20 protein-coding genes and 1 pseudogene are annotated in these 16,925 nt (G+C 67.5%); 12 read left to right on the forward strand and 9 right to left on the reverse strand.

The window, feature by feature from the left end; translation table 11 throughout:
• Positions 1-24 precede the first annotated feature (24 nt).
• The 4 genes from ACGFZQ_RS12135 to ACGFZQ_RS12150 form a co-directional block, all read right to left on the reverse strand.
• Positions 25-969: a hypothetical protein gene (locus tag ACGFZQ_RS12135; protein ID WP_393840246.1), complete on the reverse strand. Its 945-nt coding sequence runs from the start codon at positions 967-969 to the stop codon at positions 25-27.
• Positions 966-1,433, reverse strand: a complete 468-nt coding sequence (locus tag ACGFZQ_RS12140) for a hypothetical protein (protein WP_393840247.1) — start codon at positions 1,431-1,433, stop codon at positions 966-968. The genes ACGFZQ_RS12135 and ACGFZQ_RS12140 overlap by 4 nt, the downstream gene beginning before the upstream one ends.
• A gap of 218 nt (positions 1,434-1,651) precedes the next feature.
• Complete coding sequence (locus tag ACGFZQ_RS12145) at positions 1,652-2,689, reverse strand: hypothetical protein (protein WP_393840248.1); 1,038 nt, start codon at positions 2,687-2,689, stop codon at positions 1,652-1,654.
• A gap of 23 nt (positions 2,690-2,712) precedes the next feature.
• A complete protein-coding gene (locus tag ACGFZQ_RS12150; RefSeq protein WP_393840249.1) occupies positions 2,713-3,552 on the reverse strand; it encodes a hypothetical protein in 840 nt (279 codons plus the stop codon).
• Positions 3,553-3,615: 63 nt separating this feature from the next.
• On the opposite strand from ACGFZQ_RS12150, the gene ACGFZQ_RS12155 reads away from it, so the two are divergent.
• On the forward strand, positions 3,616-3,741 hold the full coding sequence (locus ACGFZQ_RS12155) for a hypothetical protein (protein ID WP_393840250.1): 126 nt from the start codon (positions 3,616-3,618) through the stop codon (positions 3,739-3,741).
• Between the two features lie 22 nt (positions 3,742-3,763).
• On the opposite strand, the gene ACGFZQ_RS12160 is transcribed toward ACGFZQ_RS12155, so the two are convergent.
• Positions 3,764-3,979 carry a hypothetical protein gene (locus tag ACGFZQ_RS12160; RefSeq protein WP_393840251.1) on the reverse strand — a complete coding sequence of 72 codons (216 nt, stop codon included), beginning with the start codon at positions 3,977-3,979 and terminating at the stop codon, positions 3,764-3,766.
• Positions 3,980-4,507: 528 nt separating this feature from the next.
• On the opposite strand from ACGFZQ_RS12160, the pseudogene ACGFZQ_RS12165 reads away from it, so the two are divergent.
• A pseudogene (locus ACGFZQ_RS12165) lies at positions 4,508-4,751 on the forward strand (DUF6300 family protein).
• 89 nt (positions 4,752-4,840) lie between these two features.
• The gene (locus ACGFZQ_RS12170) at positions 4,841-5,062 is read left to right on the forward strand and encodes a hypothetical protein (protein ID WP_393840252.1); all 222 of its coding nucleotides are present in this window, start codon (positions 4,841-4,843) and stop codon (positions 5,060-5,062) included.
• 41 nt (positions 5,063-5,103) lie between these two features.
• On the opposite strand, the gene ACGFZQ_RS12175 is transcribed toward ACGFZQ_RS12170, so the two are convergent.
• Positions 5,104-6,066: an ArsR family transcriptional regulator gene (locus ACGFZQ_RS12175; protein WP_393840253.1), complete on the reverse strand. Its 963-nt coding sequence runs from the start codon at positions 6,064-6,066 to the stop codon at positions 5,104-5,106.
• A gap of 252 nt (positions 6,067-6,318) precedes the next feature.
• Between ACGFZQ_RS12175 and ACGFZQ_RS12180 the strand changes: the two genes are divergently transcribed.
• The gene (locus ACGFZQ_RS12180; RefSeq protein WP_393840254.1) at positions 6,319-6,681 is read left to right on the forward strand and encodes a hypothetical protein; all 363 of its coding nucleotides are present in this window, start codon (positions 6,319-6,321) and stop codon (positions 6,679-6,681) included.
• Positions 6,682-7,603: 922 nt separating this feature from the next.
• On the opposite strand, the gene ACGFZQ_RS12185 is transcribed toward ACGFZQ_RS12180, so the two are convergent.
• Positions 7,604-7,753: a hypothetical protein gene (locus ACGFZQ_RS12185; protein WP_393840255.1), complete on the reverse strand. Its 150-nt coding sequence runs from the start codon at positions 7,751-7,753 to the stop codon at positions 7,604-7,606.
• Positions 7,754-8,496: 743 nt separating this feature from the next.
• Between ACGFZQ_RS12185 and ACGFZQ_RS12190 the strand changes: the two genes are divergently transcribed.
• From ACGFZQ_RS12190 to ACGFZQ_RS12200, 3 genes are all read left to right on the forward strand, one after another.
• Positions 8,497-9,336, forward strand: coding sequence for a helix-turn-helix domain-containing protein (locus ACGFZQ_RS12190; protein WP_393840256.1), 840 nt, complete (start codon positions 8,497-8,499; stop codon positions 9,334-9,336).
• Between the two features lie 314 nt (positions 9,337-9,650).
• Positions 9,651-10,007, forward strand: a complete 357-nt coding sequence (locus tag ACGFZQ_RS12195) for a hypothetical protein (protein WP_393840257.1) — start codon at positions 9,651-9,653, stop codon at positions 10,005-10,007.
• A 472-nt stretch (positions 10,008-10,479) separates the two neighbouring features.
• Positions 10,480-10,773, forward strand: a complete 294-nt coding sequence (locus ACGFZQ_RS12200; protein WP_393840258.1) for a hypothetical protein — start codon at positions 10,480-10,482, stop codon at positions 10,771-10,773.
• Positions 10,774-10,955: 182 nt separating this feature from the next.
• Here ACGFZQ_RS12200 and ACGFZQ_RS12205 read toward each other — a convergent pair whose 3' ends face one another.
• A complete protein-coding gene (locus tag ACGFZQ_RS12205; protein WP_393840259.1) occupies positions 10,956-12,005 on the reverse strand; it encodes an ISAs1 family transposase in 1,050 nt (349 codons plus the stop codon).
• Between ACGFZQ_RS12205 and ACGFZQ_RS12210 the strand changes: the two genes are divergently transcribed.
• The 4 genes from ACGFZQ_RS12210 (at position 11,997) to ACGFZQ_RS12225 (ending at position 15,197) form a co-directional block, all read left to right on the forward strand.
• Positions 11,997-12,125, forward strand: a complete 129-nt coding sequence (locus tag ACGFZQ_RS12210; protein ID WP_393840260.1) for a hypothetical protein — start codon at positions 11,997-11,999, stop codon at positions 12,123-12,125. The genes ACGFZQ_RS12205 and ACGFZQ_RS12210 overlap by 9 nt on opposite strands.
• A gap of 413 nt (positions 12,126-12,538) precedes the next feature.
• The gene (locus ACGFZQ_RS12215; protein ID WP_393840261.1) at positions 12,539-13,186 is read left to right on the forward strand and encodes a hypothetical protein; all 648 of its coding nucleotides are present in this window, start codon (positions 12,539-12,541) and stop codon (positions 13,184-13,186) included.
• Positions 13,187-13,371: 185 nt separating this feature from the next.
• A complete protein-coding gene (locus ACGFZQ_RS12220) occupies positions 13,372-13,791 on the forward strand; it encodes a hypothetical protein (RefSeq protein ID WP_393840262.1) in 420 nt (139 codons plus the stop codon).
• Between the two features lie 203 nt (positions 13,792-13,994).
• Positions 13,995-15,197 (forward strand): tannase/feruloyl esterase family alpha/beta hydrolase, encoded by a 1,203-nt coding sequence (locus ACGFZQ_RS12225; protein WP_393840263.1) that lies wholly within the window; start codon positions 13,995-13,997, stop codon positions 15,195-15,197.
• Positions 15,198-15,278: 81 nt separating this feature from the next.
• Here the strand turns inward: ACGFZQ_RS12225 and ACGFZQ_RS12230 are convergent, their stop codons facing one another.
• Positions 15,279-15,866, reverse strand: a complete 588-nt coding sequence (locus ACGFZQ_RS12230) for a muconolactone Delta-isomerase family protein (RefSeq protein WP_393840264.1) — start codon at positions 15,864-15,866, stop codon at positions 15,279-15,281.
• 131 nt (positions 15,867-15,997) lie between these two features.
• Here ACGFZQ_RS12230 and ACGFZQ_RS12235 point away from each other — a divergent pair, with 131 nt between their 5' ends.
• Positions 15,998-16,906: a TIGR01777 family oxidoreductase gene (locus ACGFZQ_RS12235; RefSeq protein WP_393840265.1), complete on the forward strand. Its 909-nt coding sequence runs from the start codon at positions 15,998-16,000 to the stop codon at positions 16,904-16,906.
• Positions 16,907-16,925: the final 19 nt, after the last annotated feature.

Here is a 16,925-nt window from a genome sequence, read left to right on the forward strand (position 1 = left end):
CGCGGTGATGGGGGTATCCAGCAGTCACCGGCCGGGATTTTGGACCTTGTATGCCTTCCAGCGCGGATAGTTCATGACCTGGTGGACCTTGACGATCGGAGTGCCCGTGAGGCCGGCCAGAAACACCCCGGGCGTCGAGATCTTCGTGTCTCTGACCAGCGCCGGGACGGGCCTGCCCTCGGCCTCCAACTGTTCGAGGTAGGTGACCAGCCGCAGGCCCGATCCCTTCCTGAATGGGCCCTTCAGCCCTTCCGCGATCTCGACCAGCCGTCGGTGTTCCTCGAAGGCGGCCAGGATGTCGGCGGCGTACTCCTCGACGAACCGCAGGGCCCAGACCAGCAACGGCCCCATTGTCGCCGGGGCGATCGGCTCGGTGACGTTCTCGCCCAGCGGCGAGGCCGCCGGCAGGTAGTCGTCCATGCCTTCCGCGACCCAGGGCGGCGCGACGAGCCGGTCGGTGTCGGGCAGATACAACCGTCCGTAGTAGTGCAGACGGGAGAGCGCGATCAGATGACTGGTGGCCGTGTTGCGCACCAGCCTTCGCACCTTGTCGAGATGGTGGCTGTAGTCCGACAAGTCCCCGGCCGTCACCAGCGAGAGCCGCTTGATCCCGCGATCGTCGAGCCACTGGGCGAACATCGCCCAGTCGCTGACCGTCCTCGTGATCCGCCCGACGCTGAGCCTGGAGCGCATGGCGACGCCGCGCAGGGCAACGTCCCTGTCGGGCAGCGGGTAGTTGATCAAAGTCCAGGACGCGTAACGGAACGGCTCCCTGAAGACCTCGGGGAACCATCGCCAGCGGATAATGTCATCCGTCTGCGAGGGGTTCTGGGTCAGCGCAAGCAACGACCAGCCGTCGTCGCCGTAGCGGGGCACGAAGTCGCGGCGGCTCTCAACCGCCTGGTCGGGATCGAACACGAAGGCGTCGGTCGCCGGGGCCGCGAAGCGGGGGTTCAAGGCCAGGGTCATGCGTCGAAACCCTTCTTCAGCAGCTGGTCAATGACCCTTCGGTCGTGGGCACTTGCGTTTTCTAGGGCGTCGTTCCATTCGGTGTCGGTGAAGTGGGGGGCCTTGCGCAGGTCCCGCAGCCGCGCAAAGGGCTCGCGCCAGTCCTGGGCCCACACCTCCGGCGAAAGCACCGCCCTCAGCTCCTCCAGCACGTGCAGCAGATAGGCCAGCCGCGGCAGGTGACGCGGGGTGATCACGGCGTTCGGGCAGGCCGTGCAGAGCAGGAACGACGCTCGGCAAGGCACCCCCTGTTCCGCGAACGGGCTGTGGGTGTAGTCGCTGCAGCTGGTGGTCGGGGTGTCCTTGTCTACGTTCGTGTCCGCCCGGCTGATCTGGGCCTTGAAGGAAGACCGGGCCGACGCGATGGCCTCCTCGACCCCGTCGGTGATCACCGGTTGGGCCGCCGCGTGCGTGCGAGGGTCCACCAGGACATAGCACCGTCGTGGGTGTCCTGACTGTGCTGCGTGGGTTGCCGCTGATGTGCGATCACCACGGTCTTGCGCAGGCGCCGCAGGTTCAACGAGACCTCGCCGCCCAGCTCCTGGCGCCAGTTGCGCCAGACGTTGGCGTGGAAGTGGCCGTCGAACAGGCTGGACGTCCCCTCGCCGTAGGCGGCCCGCCGCTGCGCGAGCCGCCAGACGAATCAGCCGGCGGTGGGTGCCCCCACGTTCTTGAGCATCTCCCGTGCCGGGGCGGTGGACTCGATCGCGTGCGTGATCAGCCGTCCGGGAGAGTTCGCTCCCCAGTCGGCCAGGTTCCTCGTCTCATAGCGGTCCGCCGGGCGGCGGCGCCGCTTCTCCAATTCGACCCGGTAGATGATCTGCCCCTCGTTGCCCGCGTCGGGACTCGCATCGGGCACCTTCATCTCGACGACCGGTGTCGCGTTCCACCCGTAGGCCGCGATGATCAGGATCATCAGTGCGCAACCCTCATCGGTGGTCAGGAACAGCCGCATCCATGTATCTTCGGCTCGATTGCCGCCCAGGGCTTCGGCGTAACGCGGGTCGGGGCGGTGGCGGCCATCTGGGCGGATGAGGAACGGCGTCTCGCCGGTGCGGATCAGCTGGTCCAGTGCCTCACCGACGAGCCAGCCGTCTGTACCCATATCGAACCGGCCCGCCCGCCAGTCGAGGAGGTGCTGCCGGTTGGCACGGATGCGATGCAGAGCAGGTCGGAACCGCTGAGTGGCGAGCAGCGTGATGCGGGCGAACTCGGCGTCGCTGTAGGCGGTCTCCTTCGGCGCCTTCTCCTTCGGCATCCGCTTGTTCATCAGTTTCCGGGTCTCCTCGGGCACCAGCGGATGCTGCTTCAGCAGCCGGGCGACCTTGCGGACCTGCCGGCTGCCCGTGGAGTTCGGCGTGCGGCTCAGCCGCCAGGCCGCCCAGATGTCCGGGGCCAACTCACCCAGAGACTGCGGGACGTGCTCCTGCTCAGCGAGGAAGCGGCTGAAGTAGAGAAAGATCAGCCAGGACTCCCGGCTGGAGGGCAGCGTCTTCCAGGTGCCGGTGGGCCCGCACTGAACGGCGAACGCCTCCGCCAGTTCGCGCTGCAGCCGCGGGCCGACCGTCAGCCGGCCGAAGTCGTAGCTGGCTTTGTTCGCCCCGTCCTCGGTCACGTGCCAGACCAGCAGGTCACCTGGTTCCAGCGGCGGCTTGCGCCGGTGCCCTCCGTCCCCGGGCAACACAGCGCGTCGTCCTCACGTACTCATACCAGTGCCTCGCTGTCCAGGACGCGCTCCGACATCTTCGCGATCCGGCCCAGCAGCTCGTTGGTGCCCGGGTCGGCCTCGTCCAGCAGCAGGGACCTGATCTGCAGATCCGAGACGGGAGCGACGTAGATCTTGCGGGTGGTCTCCTCGCTCGCGTGATCGAGGAGGTCCTTGACCATCCGCCAGGCATCCCCGTAGAGCAGGCGGAAGTCCCGCCGCTCCTCCGGCGTGAGTCCGAACCGTTTGTCCAGCGCGTGCATCAGCGCGACCAGCATCTTCAACGCGAAGGAATGCCTGGCCATATGGGGTGTGAAGTAGGGCGGCTGGGCAACCCTGCCCTCCAGCACCTTGCGGCAGCGCTCGGACGCCGCCCGGTAAACCGCCTCCCACGAATGCGGCTGAAGTGGGCGCCCGTCCTGCGACAACCAGAGCCACAACGGCTCCAGGCCACCGTCCCCCTCGACGAACAGGCGTTGACGGTCCTCGACGTCCAGCGACGACAGAGGCCGCTGGACCGACTGCCCGTTCTCGTCCCACAAGTGCAGGACCGACCGCTCATAGGCGGCGACCGACCGCAGATCCTCAACCGCGACGTAGAACGTCCGCTCGCGCCGGCTCTTCGTGGCCGCCTTCGCCAGCCGCCCATCGAAGAAGCGCTTCACGCTCTCCTCCAGAGCCGGCACCTCGAAAGTCAGCAGCGAACCGCCTTCCGACAAGCGCATCCCCGAGGAAAACAGCAGGTCGGAGTAGGCGGCAGCCTCACCGCTGAGCAAGCCATCCCCGCCCAGCTGGCGACCCTGATCCGTGATCACTGGCAGATCGAAGCCCTGCACCACGTCAGAGACACCACGTTCGCCGAAGACGCCTCACAGCTACGAACCGGCAACGCGCCCCGGGCGATGGCCACCTGGCGCAACCTCGCCATCGGCGCCCTACGGCTGGCCGGCGCGACCAGCATCGCCGCGGCGCTGCGACACAACGCCCGCAACGCGGACCGCCCCCTCGCCCTGCTCGGGCTCAAGTGATCACGACACGGACGCCCGCCAACTACGCCGAAGCCCTGGTGCCCCACTCCGTGAAATACGACTCGGTGATGGCCTCCGCGACGATCGGATGCAGTTCTTCCTCCGTCGCACCGGCCTCCTGGAGCTGGAGGATATGCGCGGCGTAGGTGGGCGAGATCGGCGTAGTGACCGTGCGCTCACGGCCGTCGTCCGAGCTGCCCGAGCAGGTGAATCCGAAGTAGGCCGTCACCTCCACCATCATGCCACTGGAGGTCGCCGCTCGCTCCCGCGCCTGCGTCCTGACCTGCGGTTTCCACTAGGATTCGGTCTCCTCCACCAGGGCCGCCCGCAGCTTCCTGAGGCTTCGTCTGCTGTCCGGCGCGGTAGCGCTGCACGGTGCGAGGCGAGACGCCCAGTTGTTCGGCCAGGGCCTTCGTTGACTTCTTGGCGCGCGTGTAGAGGAATTCTACCTGGGCCTTTGCGGATTTCGGCGCGGGCCGGGTGAACACCTTGCGCTCCGCCCGCTTGAGGGCGTCCAGGACCCTGTTGCGGCGCGGGGCCCGCGGCTGCGTGTCGTCGCCGTCGATCATTCCTCAAACAGACACCCGTTCGTTCCCCTGTGGATAGATTCGGTAGCCGGGCACCCCACCGTTGCGGGAGGGGTTGACGGCGTAGATCAGCGGGTCTTGGGTGGAGGGCCACGTCCAGAGCAAGGGGGCTGGCCATGGATCTGCTCAGGTTCTCCGACCGGTTGCCACAGTGTTCACGCTGCCGAGGCGACCTCATCATGAGTGGGGTGGCGCCGCAGAACGACGAACACGGGGCCGATTTACCTGGAGTTGTGCCCGGTGTGCGACACCGGCGACGTGGACCGCCCGGCGGTCGGCCTTCTCGTCCAGTGGTTCGCCAACGACGGCGGTCATGACGAGAGTCGCGTCAAGGAGGGCTCACACCTGCTGATGGAGTGGACGAAGGAGCGCATGGCCACTCACGGCTGGTACTTGCAGGACACCCCGCCCGACCAGCTCTGAGCCGTCATCAGCAGAAGCAGCTGCCGGGCGCGCAGTGCCGCCGCGTCGGACGGGCAGTACGGCCGCCAGGTCGAACTACTGTTGGGGCCGTGGCGACAACGTACCCCCGCGACCTCCTCACTGCCCTGTACAAGCGGCGTCCCTACTCCGTCGAACCGATGGAAGCCTGGCAGCGCCCCGAGGGCTACTGGCTCACCACCTCCCGCGCGTACCCGGACTTCGACGATGTCGTCCATCACGACGACCAAGTCCTGCTACGTCTCGGCGAACCGCCTCGCCGATGCCCGCGGGGTTCGCTGCACTCCTCCTGACAGCCTGTGTCTGAACCCAGGCCTACTTTGCGTTGAGGCAGTCAGCTTTTTGTGGTGCTGGGAGTGCCGGTGAGAAGTCCGAGTCCCAGTGGGGTGCAGGAGTGCCAGACGGTTTTGCCGTCGCGGTGGGCGGTGATGAGGTGGGCGGCGCGCAGGGTTTTGGTGTGTTCGGACACGGAGGACTTTGCCAGGTCGAGTTGGCGGGCGAGGTCGGTGGTGGTACGTGGTCGGGTGAGCTGTTCCAGGATGGCGGCGCGGGTGCCTCCCAATAGCGTGGCTAGGGCGTTGGCGGTTGGGTCGTTCAGGAGGGGCAGAGGAGTTACGGCCGGGTAGACCAGGAACGTTGACTGAGCGTATCTGCCGACCAGGGGCCGACCGGTCCAGAAGACGGACGGCAGCAGGGTGATCCCGCGGCCGTCAAGTGTGATCTCGACGTTGTCGGTGCTGTCAAACTCGAGGGTGGTGCCCTGCCAGCGTCCCGCGGGGGTGAGGCCTGCCAGCGTCGCGCGGATGCCCTGGGCGGCCAGGAGCTGGACGCGCCAGGCGCGTTCGGCGTCGAACCCGGCGCGGATGCGGTCCCACAAGCGGGCAAGGACGCCTGCGTGTGCTGATCGTACGGCGTGTTCGAGGATCTGCCACGCTTCCCGGTCACGGTCGGCCAGCAGGCTGGTCCACGGGAGTGGGCGGCGGCCGACGGCGTGGACGCGGTGCAGCTCAGTGCGGACGAACGGCGTGGAGGCCGACAGGACCTGGTCGAGCCCGTCGTCGAATCCCTGGCTGAGCGGGTCCAGGAACAGCGGCCCCTTGGCCGTGGCGGGCACCAGTTCCAACAGCGGTCTGGCGGAGCGCGGCAGGGCGTGGAGCGTCCGCTGTCGCCAGAGGGTGAACAGCGGGTCGGGCCGCTGCAGCGCCGCGATGGCGAGGGTCAGCTCCACCATGGGTGCCGGCTCGTCGGCGAACGTCACGTGCAGCAGATCCTCGGTGGTGAAACACACCCGCAGCACGGCTTTCCCCCCTCGCCATGGTGAGTCAGTCCAGGCACCGCACAGTTCGGTCAGGACCGAATCGAATGCGTGAACCACACTCGAACCCGATGGTGGGACTGCGGGATCCGAGTGTGAGCCGTTCCGTGGGGGGTGCGGAAGCGGCTAACCGGCCACAGGAACAGGACTCCTGCCGCAGTACACCCCGTGCGCGCTTGACGGGCTACCTGGCCAACATCCCACCGGATCGAAAGCAAGTACTAAGGAGACGACATGCGGGGCAACATCAAGCGAGCAGCCACGGTGGTCGGTGCACTGACGGCTGCTGCCGCCATGCTGGGACAGGGCGTCGCACAGGCCGCCCCTATCAGCCGCACGACCGGCTGCGCCAGGTTCACTGGTGACTACACTTACTGGAGCGACGGCACCGGTTGGTACGGCTACAGCCTGAATGGCACCATCACGCGAACGTGCTCGGGAAGCGCCGTCCACGGGATCCAGGTGACCGGCGACTGGAAGGGCCACGACTTCTACTACGACTACGAGGGTCACCGCCTCAGCAAGGGCGAGTCGGTGAATCTCATTGGGTTCTACGAAGCCTACGACGTCAGGAACATCCGCATCGTGCTCGACTGATCCAAGGTGGTGGCGTGGTTGGGCAGTGGTGCTCGGCCCACCTTCGATCCACCAGAAGCCGAGCCGTTACGACACGGACGCGTCCCCGGTGCTCGGGGCGGTGCCGGCGAGGTGCGAACGTCCCCTTTGAGATTGAATTGCAGCGTCGCATGACGCGCCAGAGCAGGATCAGGGGGATGGCTTGTTCATCATTGGTGTGCTGGCCTCGACGTTGTTCATCCTGGCCATCATGTGGGCCGTTCTCGAAGTACACGCTCTGCTTCTCGGCCGCATGCCGGGCCACTGGCTCCAGCAACGAGTGCGGCAACCGAGACTCTGGGGGGCAGGGGCCCTACTGATGCTGGTCAGCTGGAACGTTCACTCGTCCTCGCTCCTCACCATAGGAATCGGCCTCGCCGCACTGGGGCATGTCATGAAGCCCACGCCTTGAATCCGCCAACCGCACCGCACGAGGGGATAAATGACAAGCCAAGGGTTGCGGACACACCATGCACGCCCCCCGATGAGGGATTCCTGCTCGAACGGATCGACCTGCCCTTCGGAATCCAGGCTGGCCCCGACCAGTGCGTGTTTACCCGCTGGAGGCCGCCCCGCTGAGCGACCCCGGAAGCGGAGATGGCGGCGGCAGGGCCTCTGCCCGCCGCCGTCCGGGTCCTCCCTCAGTGCGGACTGAGGGGAGGGCATCATCTTGTGCCCTGGCCTATCTCCCGTGAATAAGGAGTGGCACCGGGGGAGCTGAACGATGGGACCGACAGATCCGGCACCCGCCATGCCCTCGAAGGACAGCAGACAGGCGGACCCGAAGAACAGCACCGCACTGTCTGCACCGTACTGTCCATGGTGCCAAGGCGGAGCCCGGGAAGGGTTCCACCGGATCAAGGCCCAGAGCAGTCATGGCCTGTTCCGCCTGGATGCGGCCCTTTCAATCCATCCATCGCTTGTCTTCCTCTTCCTCGGCCTGTCGCTTGGCCAGAGCCTCCTCGCGCTCTCTCGTCTTGACCCGCTGGTATGCCATGAGCCAGACACCTATCTGACTGTCCTTCACCCGGCACGCGCGCAGGTAGGAGCGCATTGACAATCTCCACGTCCATGCCCAACTGATCTACCTGCAGCTGACCACCCGGTTGAAGGCCCAATCAAGAATTTCCGAAGGTTTTCCGACGGTTGCTCCGACACAGTGGAACTTGCCTCCTGAATTACTGGTGGGCCAGGACTACCCGCACGGCGACACCACGAGTCCGGGTGCCCTGGACTGCAACTTCGGCACGACACCCTCTCCGCCATCAAGAACTTCCAGAAACACCGCTGCGGCTTCGGCAGCGGCAGTGACGGCGTCGTGGTCCTCCGAATTGGAAATGCCTGCGCGGCGATATGCGAGCGCTGAAGCGGGACTCGACCTCTACCTCGAAGGAGTGCGCATATGAGACCCACGCTTACCGCCGCCATCGCCGCGAGGCGAACCGTCATTGCCGTCGCGCTGCCAGCCGGATCCGTTGCCGCGCTGCCGGGGCACGCCGCGGCGCAAGAGGTGCAAGCCGTTCAGTACCTGGCTATGGGTGATTTCTTCGCAGCGGGAATCGGTGCGGGTTCCCCCACGGCGAACTCCGTCGACGGTTGCTGGGCCGATAAGGCTCACACCGAGGGTGACGAACTCCAACCTGGCCTATCCCAAGCGGGTGGCTTCCGCCCTCGGGGCACAGTTGGACTTCGAGGCGTTCTGTGGCGCCGCAGGACAACGCGCTCCCAGCAGACCCAGCCTCTCAATCGAGGCACAGACCTGACAAGGTGCGCGTCTTGGACCTAGGTGAGATGCAGATGTCCGCGCTGTCCTTCCCGCATCTGGAGATCGCGCGGACAGCGAAGTGGATCCGGCAGTCCGACCCCGAGGTGTACATGATCAATTACATTCTCTGCGGGGAGGGGGCTTTCTCCTATGCCGGGAGTGACACGACATTGCATGCCGGCGACCTCATCGTGCTGGCCGGCAGTCGTCCCTTCGATGCCCACCGCCACGCCCTTCAGGGCAGCTGGTCACAATTGACCCTGCAGTTTCCTCGCCGGCTCTTGCCGCTGCCGGAGAAAACGGTACGGCGCCTGCTCGCCGTCCCGATCGATGGGCGCAGCGGCATGGGTGGGGCGTTTACCCGCTGGCTGACCGACCTCAACGCACGCGCCGGCGAATTCACCCCCGCCGACATTTCCACCCTCGCCTCGGTCACCTTGGACCTTCTGTCGTCCGTCATCACCCGCTGCCTGGAGGCTGACGATGCGCTGACCCCGGAGGCCCGCCGGACCGCCCTGCGGGCCCAGATCAACGCGTTCATCGAGCAGCACCTTGCCGATCCGGTCATGAGCCCCCAGACGATCTCGGACGCTCACCACATTTCCCTGCGCCATCTTCAGCAGCTACTCGCCGAGGACGACGCGTCGCCGGCAGCCTGGATACGCCACCGCCGTCTGGAACGCTGCCGCCTCGACCTGGCCAACCCCCGCTTGAACGCCCGCTCAATCCAGGCCATCGCCGAAGGCTGGGGCTTCACCGATCACGCGCACTTCAGCCGCCTGTTCCGGGCCACCTACGGGACGCCGCCGCGGGACTACAGAAACCTGTCACCCAAGGACTGCGCGAATCGTCAACACCTCTGCGCGGAATGACAAGGCCGGGTGCTGTTGCGCCCGTCATCCTGAATACCGAAGCGGGACAGCACGCTGAGCAGTTCGGATACGACTCGGCCGCCTGGCGCGGCGGGTGTCGGCGTCGCGGACAGCCGACTCGGTGAAAGATCGACCTGGAACTGCGCCGCGAACGCCTCTGCAAGTTCGAGGTCAAGGAATGTCTCACTGGGCCGGCGTCGACTGCGAATGCGGCAGCCCATCCACCTTCTGGCAGGACTGACAAGAGCAGAAGACAGGAAAGGAAGGTACCGATGTACCGACGTGGTCCGCGAAGTCTCCGTGGCCTGGGTGTTGTGCTGGCTGGCGCGGTTGCCTCGCTCACGCTGGCCGGGGTATCGCAGGCGCAGGCGCAGGAGGAATGCCGGTCGAATACCAGCACGATCAGCGGTGTGTCCCTCTCATTCCATATGTGCTGGGACTCGGGCGGCACCCGTATCAACTACACGCTGAAGGACACGCTCGCCGACGGGCGGCGCGCCGAGGCGTGGATTTCCAGCCCTCAGGGCGGCGTCAACAAGTTCGACGAGGTCCTCGGCGCGGGCGATGAGCACGCCGACTGGACGACCTTCGACTTCGCCAGCAGTGACGTCTGGTTGAGGGCGTGCACCAGCAATGCGAACACGAATCGCAAGTGCGACAGCTGGCGGTGACCCGCGATAGCCTGCGGCCCGCGAGGCCGCACTCGGGACACCCGTCACCGTGGAGTCGCTGATTCAACGTCACAGCCAGTCAGGGTCTGACCGTGCCCAGCTACCCAGCAGCCGGGATACGCCACCGCCGTCTGGAACGCTGCCGCCTCTACCTGGCCGACCCCCTTCTGAACTCCCGCCCGATCCAGGCCATCAATGCCCGCTGAGGCTTCACCGATCCGACACACTTCAGCCTCCTGTTCCGGATCGCTTACGGGATACCGCCACGGGACAACAGAAATCTGCCGCTCACAGTGTGCGCGAATCGTCAACACCCCTGCGCGGACTGAAAAGGGAGGCAGCTCTCACCCTCGGCATTCTGAATGGCGAACATCCCAAAGTTCAGCGCGCTCCATGTACAGGCCGTGAGCAGCGGCATGTAGCCGACTGCCACAGCCATCACCGTGACCTCGGCAGAAATGAGGAGTCGATCATGCGTATTCGTCACGCCCTGACGGGTGCGGCGATGGGAGCCGTTCTCACCCTCGGCACCCTCGCCACGCCAGCACAAGCCGCATCTCTGCAAGGCAATTCGGCGGTGGCTCATGTGAATGAGACACGAAATTTTTCGGACATCCCGTCACCCGCGGTGCTGTATGGCAGGTACGCGACCCTGTCCGAGTGCATCAGCATAGGAAGCAATGGAGAGTTCCACGGCCGCTGGCTGAGCTGGTATTGCTACGACAACAGGCCCATTGACGTGCAGCTCTGGGTTCAGTACAGCTGATCGGCTGAGTCGCGATTGAGCGGATCGGCTGGCGCTCGGCGTACTCGCGCCCTTACTCGCCAGCTGAAGCGCTCAGTAACATCCAGGGCTCGCGGGCTGTTCGGGGCGCGGCTGCTACAGGTCGAACTCGAGGTGCTCGATGTCCAGGGCTTCGGCGTAGTTGGCGGGCGTCCGTGTCGTGATCACTTGAGCCCGAGCAGGGCGAGGGGGCGGTCCGCGTTGCGGGCGTTGTGTCGCAGCGCCGCGGCGATGCTGGTCGCGCCGGCCAGCGGTAGGGCGCCGATGGCGAGGTTGCGCCAGGTGGCCATCGCCCGGGGCGCGTTGCCGGTTCGTAGCTGTGAGGCGTCTTCGGCGAACGTGGTGTCTCTGACGTGGTGCAGGGCTTTGATCTGCCAGTGATCACGGATCAGGGTCGCCAGCTGGGCGGGGATGGCTTGCTCAGCGGTGAGGCTGGTGACGGCGTAGACGGTCTTGATGGTGGTCTTGCCGGTCTTGCGGTCGGTGCGGCGGCGTTTGATCTGGACGGCCTGCCGGGCTCCGGGGAAGAGCAGGCTGTTGACCGTGGCCACCTTGATCCGTCGGATCTCCGAGCGTCCGTGGCCGGTGCCCTTCACGCGGCCCTGCAGCGGGATCTCTGTCCACGGAAGGGATCTGAGCTGCTTGCGGAGCTTCTTCCGGTTGCCCTTGACGATCATGATGTAGTGGGCTTCGCGGCCGAGGAGATAGTCGGCGTGCTCGCGTTGGGTGTACATGGCGTCGCTGGTGACGACCAACCCGGCCAGGTCGGCCATGGTCTCCAGCCACGGCTGGAAGCAGGTGGTTTCGTTCGTCTTTTCGTGCACGTCCAGCTGGGCCAGGACCAGGCCGGTGGTGTGGTCCAGGGCTGCGAGCAGGTGGATCCTGCGGCCGTTGGCCCTGGCCGCGCCGCGAAGGCTCTTGCCGTCGACCGCCAGGCCGTGCAGCCGGCCCCGGGTTCGGTGGCGGCGGTCGGCGAGCCAGCGGCCGACCGCCAGGTCCAATGCGTCGCCGTCGATCAGGGCCAGTAGTCGTCGGACCGTCGTTTCCGCAGGCAGGCACCGTTTGGGGAACAGGGGGTCGAATCGCATGCCGACGTGTTCCAGCACGTGGGGCGGAGCGTCGGTGATCCATTCGCCGACCGCCAGCAGTGACGTTGCCCCCGCCAGCACCGCGCAGGCGGCCAGGGCAAGGACGCCGACGAGAGCGTGGCGCACTCCACGGGGATCACGTGGATCGGGAACCTGGGCGAGGCGGTCCAGCAGTCCGGGCACTTCTTCCGGCGCGGCCTCTGGATGCTCGCGAAGTTGGTCAAGGGCAGGCGGGATCAGCGATGATGCTTCGGCAGGCACGGTTTTCCAGGCAGGTCACGGGGCGTCGAGAACTCCATGATCTTGGAATCCGTGCCTGTTCCGCTCTCCCTGGCCGACCAACCTGGTGGACCGTCATGAACCGGACGCCCGGCGACTACGCCGAAGCCCTGCGCGGGACATAGCCTGCATCGGGCACAGGCTGCCCTTGCTCACTTTCCCTGGCTGGAGGAGTGGGCGAAGCCGTCACTGACGGTCAAGATGCGGTACCTGGAGACGCTGCGGGCGCAGGCGGCGCGGTTCGTAGATCTGGAGGAGCTTGTCGTGGCTGCTGCCGCGACGGCTCTCGCTATGCCCGACCTTCCGAGCGCGGATCCGGCTTTCGCGGTGCTCGGTGGCAACAGCCGGGTGCTCAGGGCGCTGGTGGAGTTGTGGCACCGGTGGCAGAGCGCGGCCGGGCGGCCCTGGGAAGGGCCGGGGACGGGGTCCGGGACTTCCTGGACGGGCTGGATACGTGGACGCTCGGTGTGCTGCTCACCTGGACCGTTGATGCCGACTGGGGCAGCGGCGTCCTCACCCTGGAAGTGCCCGATCGCGTCGCCGAACGGCTACTGAGCCCGGCGAGCAGCCTTCCGTGCAGTCCAGCCGCCGAAGTGCCGGATCTGCCCGAACACGAACGCAGTCCGGGAAGCCAGCCGGGCATCGTCCGGCCGGGTGTCTTCGATGACACCCCGGTCTTCGACCGGCGCCCGGTCACCCTCGATCACCTCCGTGCGCTGCGCACACTCGGGCCAGTCGCCGACGAGCTCTACCTTGTCTTGTCGGTGAGCGGGGGAGCAGAAGTGCTGCCTCTGGACACCACCGAGAAGCGGCTGGCCAAGGGGTGGCTGGGAGTCCTCATTGCAGGGGCCCGTGACCTGCCCGGAAGCGTGCTTGGCCTGCAGGAGCTGGAACAGAGTCCCGCGCGGCAGGCGGGTGAGGCGCAGCTGTCCGGTCGCGGCCAGGGAGTCCACGATCCGAATTTCGGCGAAGGACTGGCGCACGCCGGACCCTGCACCAGACGTATGCCACCGAAGACCGGAACCTGAATCTTCGCCTACTGGCCCTGGCGCGCGGCGCGGATGACCTGCGGAGCCTGGACGCCGGTGGGTCTGGCGGGCTGCCGGTGGCCGTATGGCACGGGCTGCTCACCGAGGACCGCCTCAGCCTCGCGCCTTTCCGACAGCCCGGCAGTGACCGTGGGCGAAGCGGCAGCGGCCTCCCTCTGGGGCCCTTGGCTGCAGTCCAGCTCTACACCACCAACACCAGCCCTCTGATCGAGGGCAAGGGCCACTCGCCGCTGTGCTGGCACGCCCACGAACGTGCGGTTGGGGCCGACGACGACCTTCTCACTGTCGCCGACCTCGTGGCGCGTACCGACTTCGACTGGTGCAGCAAGTGCGGCGGCTACGCCATGCGCAGGCTCAGCGACACCCAACTGTCCTACTACCGTGCGGCTCACCGATTGCATGACATGAAAGGGCGACTCGACGGCGGGAGCGAAATTCCCGACACCGAGATCTCCACGGTGATCGATCGCCTGGACGAACTGGCGGACTGGCAGCCGACCGATCAGGACGAGTGGTGCGGCAGTGATTCCTGGCAATGGCAGGACACCATCCGTGAGCGCCGGCGGCGAGTCGCGAGTTCTTAGCCGTGACCGTCCCAGGCGAACCTGCCTCCTGACCAGGCGACGGTCCTCGGACGTGCGTCGCGGAGGCCCCGTCGGCAATGACACGAGCGTCTCCTCCAACTGGGCCGAAAGCTCGGTGAGGTTGACTTGGGGACCAGCTCTGGGGACCAGTGGTCTGTGCACGGATCTTGATCGCAGCGTCGACCGTGGTGTAGATCCGGAAAGTGGACGGATGCACCCAGCACGTCGACCTCCTATTTGATGTCGGCCCTCGGCAGGCGGCCACCCACTCCTACTTCGACGGCTGCTCGCAGGGCGGCCACCAGGGTCTGACCGAGGCCCAGCGCTACCCCGCCGACTTCGACGGCATCATCGCCGGAGCGCCGGCCAACAACTTCACCGCGCTGAACACCTTCTCGCACGCCTGGACCGCCCAGTCCGTCTACCTCGACGGCGGCCCGGCCACCCTCACCAACGCCGACCTCGCGGACCTGCACAAGGCCGTGCTCAAGGGCTGCGGCGCGCCCGCCGACGGGATCATCGCCGACCCGCTGAGCTGCACCTGGGACCCGGGCACCATCCGGTGCGAGGCCGGACAGACCTCGACGTCCGACGCCTACTGCCTGACCGCCGACCAGGTCACCACCCTGCGCCGGATCTACGCCGGACCCACCGACGAACACGGCCAACTCCTCTACCCGGGCTACCAGCTGCGCGGCTCCGAACTGAACTGGGCCGGCATCATCACCCCGACCACCGCCACCGGCGCCAGCGGCGACATCAGCTTCGTCCGGGAGACCCTGCGCTACCAGATCTTCGACAGCCCGCAGCCGGCCCTGACGTACAAGGACATCAGGTTCACGGCCGCCTACTACAAGAAGGTCATGGGGCTCGGCGAGGGCATGTACGACGCCACCGACCCCGACCTCAGGGCGTTCAAGAAGGCCGGCGGCAAGCTGATCCTCTGGCACGGTCTGGGCGACCAGCACATCCCGGCGGTCGGAACCATGGCCTACTACAAGGCCGTTGAAAAGGCCATGGGCGGCGAGGCGGCCACCACGAGCTTCGCCCGGCTGTTCCTGCTTCCCGCCGTCGCGCACTGCGGCGGCGGCCAGGGCCCGAACACCTTCGACGCGCTGACCGCGATCACCGACTGGGTCACCCGGGGCGACGCCCCCGACAGCCTGACGGCCAAGTCGGTCGACAGCAGCGGGAACACCACCGCCGCCCGCCCCGTCTACCCCTTCCCGTACTACGCCAAGAACACCACGGGCGGCTCGGCCACCGACGCGAGCAGCTACACCCCCGTCAAGTCCACCGCCGAAGCCGACCTGAAGCTCGACTGGCTCGGTTCCTTCCGTTCCGGCTACGAGACGGTCGGCAACTGGGTCGGCGGCAAGTGGCTCGTCACCCGGGGCAAGTCCTGACACCGGTCCACCCCGAGCGGTGACACCGTCGCGGCTCCCGTTCCGGACGGGGGCCGCGACGGCGTCGGAGACGGGAGCCGCTCACGTCACCTGCGCCGGGTCGCTGGGGTGGCGGGTCAGCGGCACCGTGTCGACCGTGCGCCAGCCGGTCATCGGGAGGGACCGCAGGATCTCCCGCAGCCGGCCGGCCCCGGGCGCCTGCCACAGGCCGACGGCGCGGCCCCCGCCCGGCAGTGTCCACAGGCGGATCAGATGGCCCTCGGCGGCCAGGTCACGCACGCGCTTCGACTCCGCCGGGCGCTCGGGCCCCCTTCCGGACGGCGCGTCCACGGCGAAGGTGACCAGGTACTCCTCGCTGTCCGCCGCGACCGGGACCTCGCCCCGGCCCGGATCGGCAGGGTGCGGGCCGAGTTCGGTGGACTCGTCGGTCCGCCAGACGCGCAACGGCATCGCGGCGAGCGTGCGCTCCAGCGCCTCGGGGCCCTCGTCGTCGAACAGGCCGATCGAGCGCCATTCACCCGGCCCCAGCGGGGGACGCCACAGCCGCAGCAGGCGCCCCCGCGCGGCGAGTTCGCGGCTGTGCGCCGCCTCCCGTGCCCGGACCTCGGCCACCTCCCGCTCCGTCGTACCGTCCGGCACCCGGGTGACCATCGTGACCAGGTACTCCATCTCGGCCCTCCTCGGTGGTCGGCCCCTCCAGGATCGGCCCGGCAGGTTCCCCGCGCCCCTCCGGCGTCCGGCCGGAGTACTCTGGCGAGCGATAGTTTGAACTCTCAAACATTCGCTCATCGGAGAACGTCATGCGCGTCGCGATCACCGGATCCACCGGACTCATCGGTTCCGCCCTCACCCGCTCCCTCCTCGCCGACGGCCACCGTGTACTGCGCCTGACCCGCGGCCGGACCGCCCCGCAGCCGGCCGACGGCACCGAATCCGCCTCCTGGGAGCCCGGCGCCCGACTGGACCCGGCCGTCCTGGACGGCGTCGACGCCGTGGTGCACCTGGCCGGAGCCGGGATCGGCGACCGGCGCTGGACCGAGACGTACAAGCAGGAGATCCGGCTCAGCCGTCTCCAGGGGACGCGCACCGTCGCCGAGGCCTGCGCCGAGGCCGCCGCTCCGCCCCGGGTGCTGGTCTCGGCCTCGGCCACCGGCTACTACGGCGACACCGGCGACCGCGTCGTCACGGAGGCCGACCCGGCCGGGAGCGACTTCCTGGCCTCCGTCTGCGTGGGCTGGGAGGCCGCCGCCGGGCCGGCCGAGCGGGCCGGTGTCCGGGTCGTCCACCCGCGTACCGGCCTCGTGGTCTCCGCCGACGGCGGCGCCTGGGGCAAGCTCTTCCCGCTCTTCCGGTTCGGTCTCGGCGGCCGGCTCGGTTCCGGCGACCAGTTCTGGCCGTTCATCTCCCTGCCCGACCACATCGCCGCGCTCCGCCACGCGATCGACCACGAGGACATCGCCGGACCGGTCAACTTCACGGCCCCCGAACCGCTGACGAACCGTGAGATCACCCGTGCGATGGGCCGGATCCTGCACCGGCCCACCCTCGCCGCGGTCCCGGCCTTCGCACTGCGGGCCGTCCTCGGCGGGTTCTCCGTGGGGGTCACCGGCAGCTGCCGTGCCGTGCCCGCGGGCCTGCTGAAGGCGGGCTTCACCTTCCGGCAGCCCGGCATCGACGAGGCCCTTCGCGCGGCCCTGCGGAAGGGATAGCCGACCGGCACGGCCCCGC

This window comes from Streptomyces sp. NPDC048254, from assembly GCF_043201895.1.
GTDB lineage: Bacteria > Actinomycetota > Actinomycetes > Streptomycetales > Streptomycetaceae > Streptomyces.

Bases quoted from the DNA above. Each gene is read 5' to 3' on its own strand.
- ACGFZQ_RS12135 (WP_393840246.1), bottom strand. From the start codon at position 969: ATGACCCTGGCCTTGAACCCCCGCTTCGCGGCCCCGGCGACCGACGCC.
- ACGFZQ_RS12155 (WP_393840250.1), top strand. From the start codon at position 3,616: ATGGCCACCTGGCGCAACCTCGCCATCGGCGCCCTACGGCTGGCCGGC.
- ACGFZQ_RS12160 (WP_393840251.1), bottom strand. From the start codon at position 3,979: ATGGTGGAGGTGACGGCCTACTTCGGATTCACCTGCTCGGGCAGCTCG.
- ACGFZQ_RS12180 (WP_393840254.1), top strand. From the start codon at position 6,319: ATGCGGGGCAACATCAAGCGAGCAGCCACGGTGGTCGGTGCACTGACG.
- ACGFZQ_RS12185 (WP_393840255.1), bottom strand. From the start codon at position 7,753: ATGCGCTCCTACCTGCGCGCGTGCCGGGTGAAGGACAGTCAGATAGGT.
- ACGFZQ_RS12190 (WP_393840256.1), top strand. From the start codon at position 8,497: ATGTCCGCGCTGTCCTTCCCGCATCTGGAGATCGCGCGGACAGCGAAG.
- ACGFZQ_RS12200 (WP_393840258.1), top strand. From the start codon at position 10,480: ATGCGTATTCGTCACGCCCTGACGGGTGCGGCGATGGGAGCCGTTCTC.
- ACGFZQ_RS12230 (WP_393840264.1), bottom strand. From the start codon at position 15,866: ATGGAGTACCTGGTCACGATGGTCACCCGGGTGCCGGACGGTACGACG.
- ACGFZQ_RS12235 (WP_393840265.1), top strand. From the start codon at position 15,998: ATGCGCGTCGCGATCACCGGATCCACCGGACTCATCGGTTCCGCCCTC.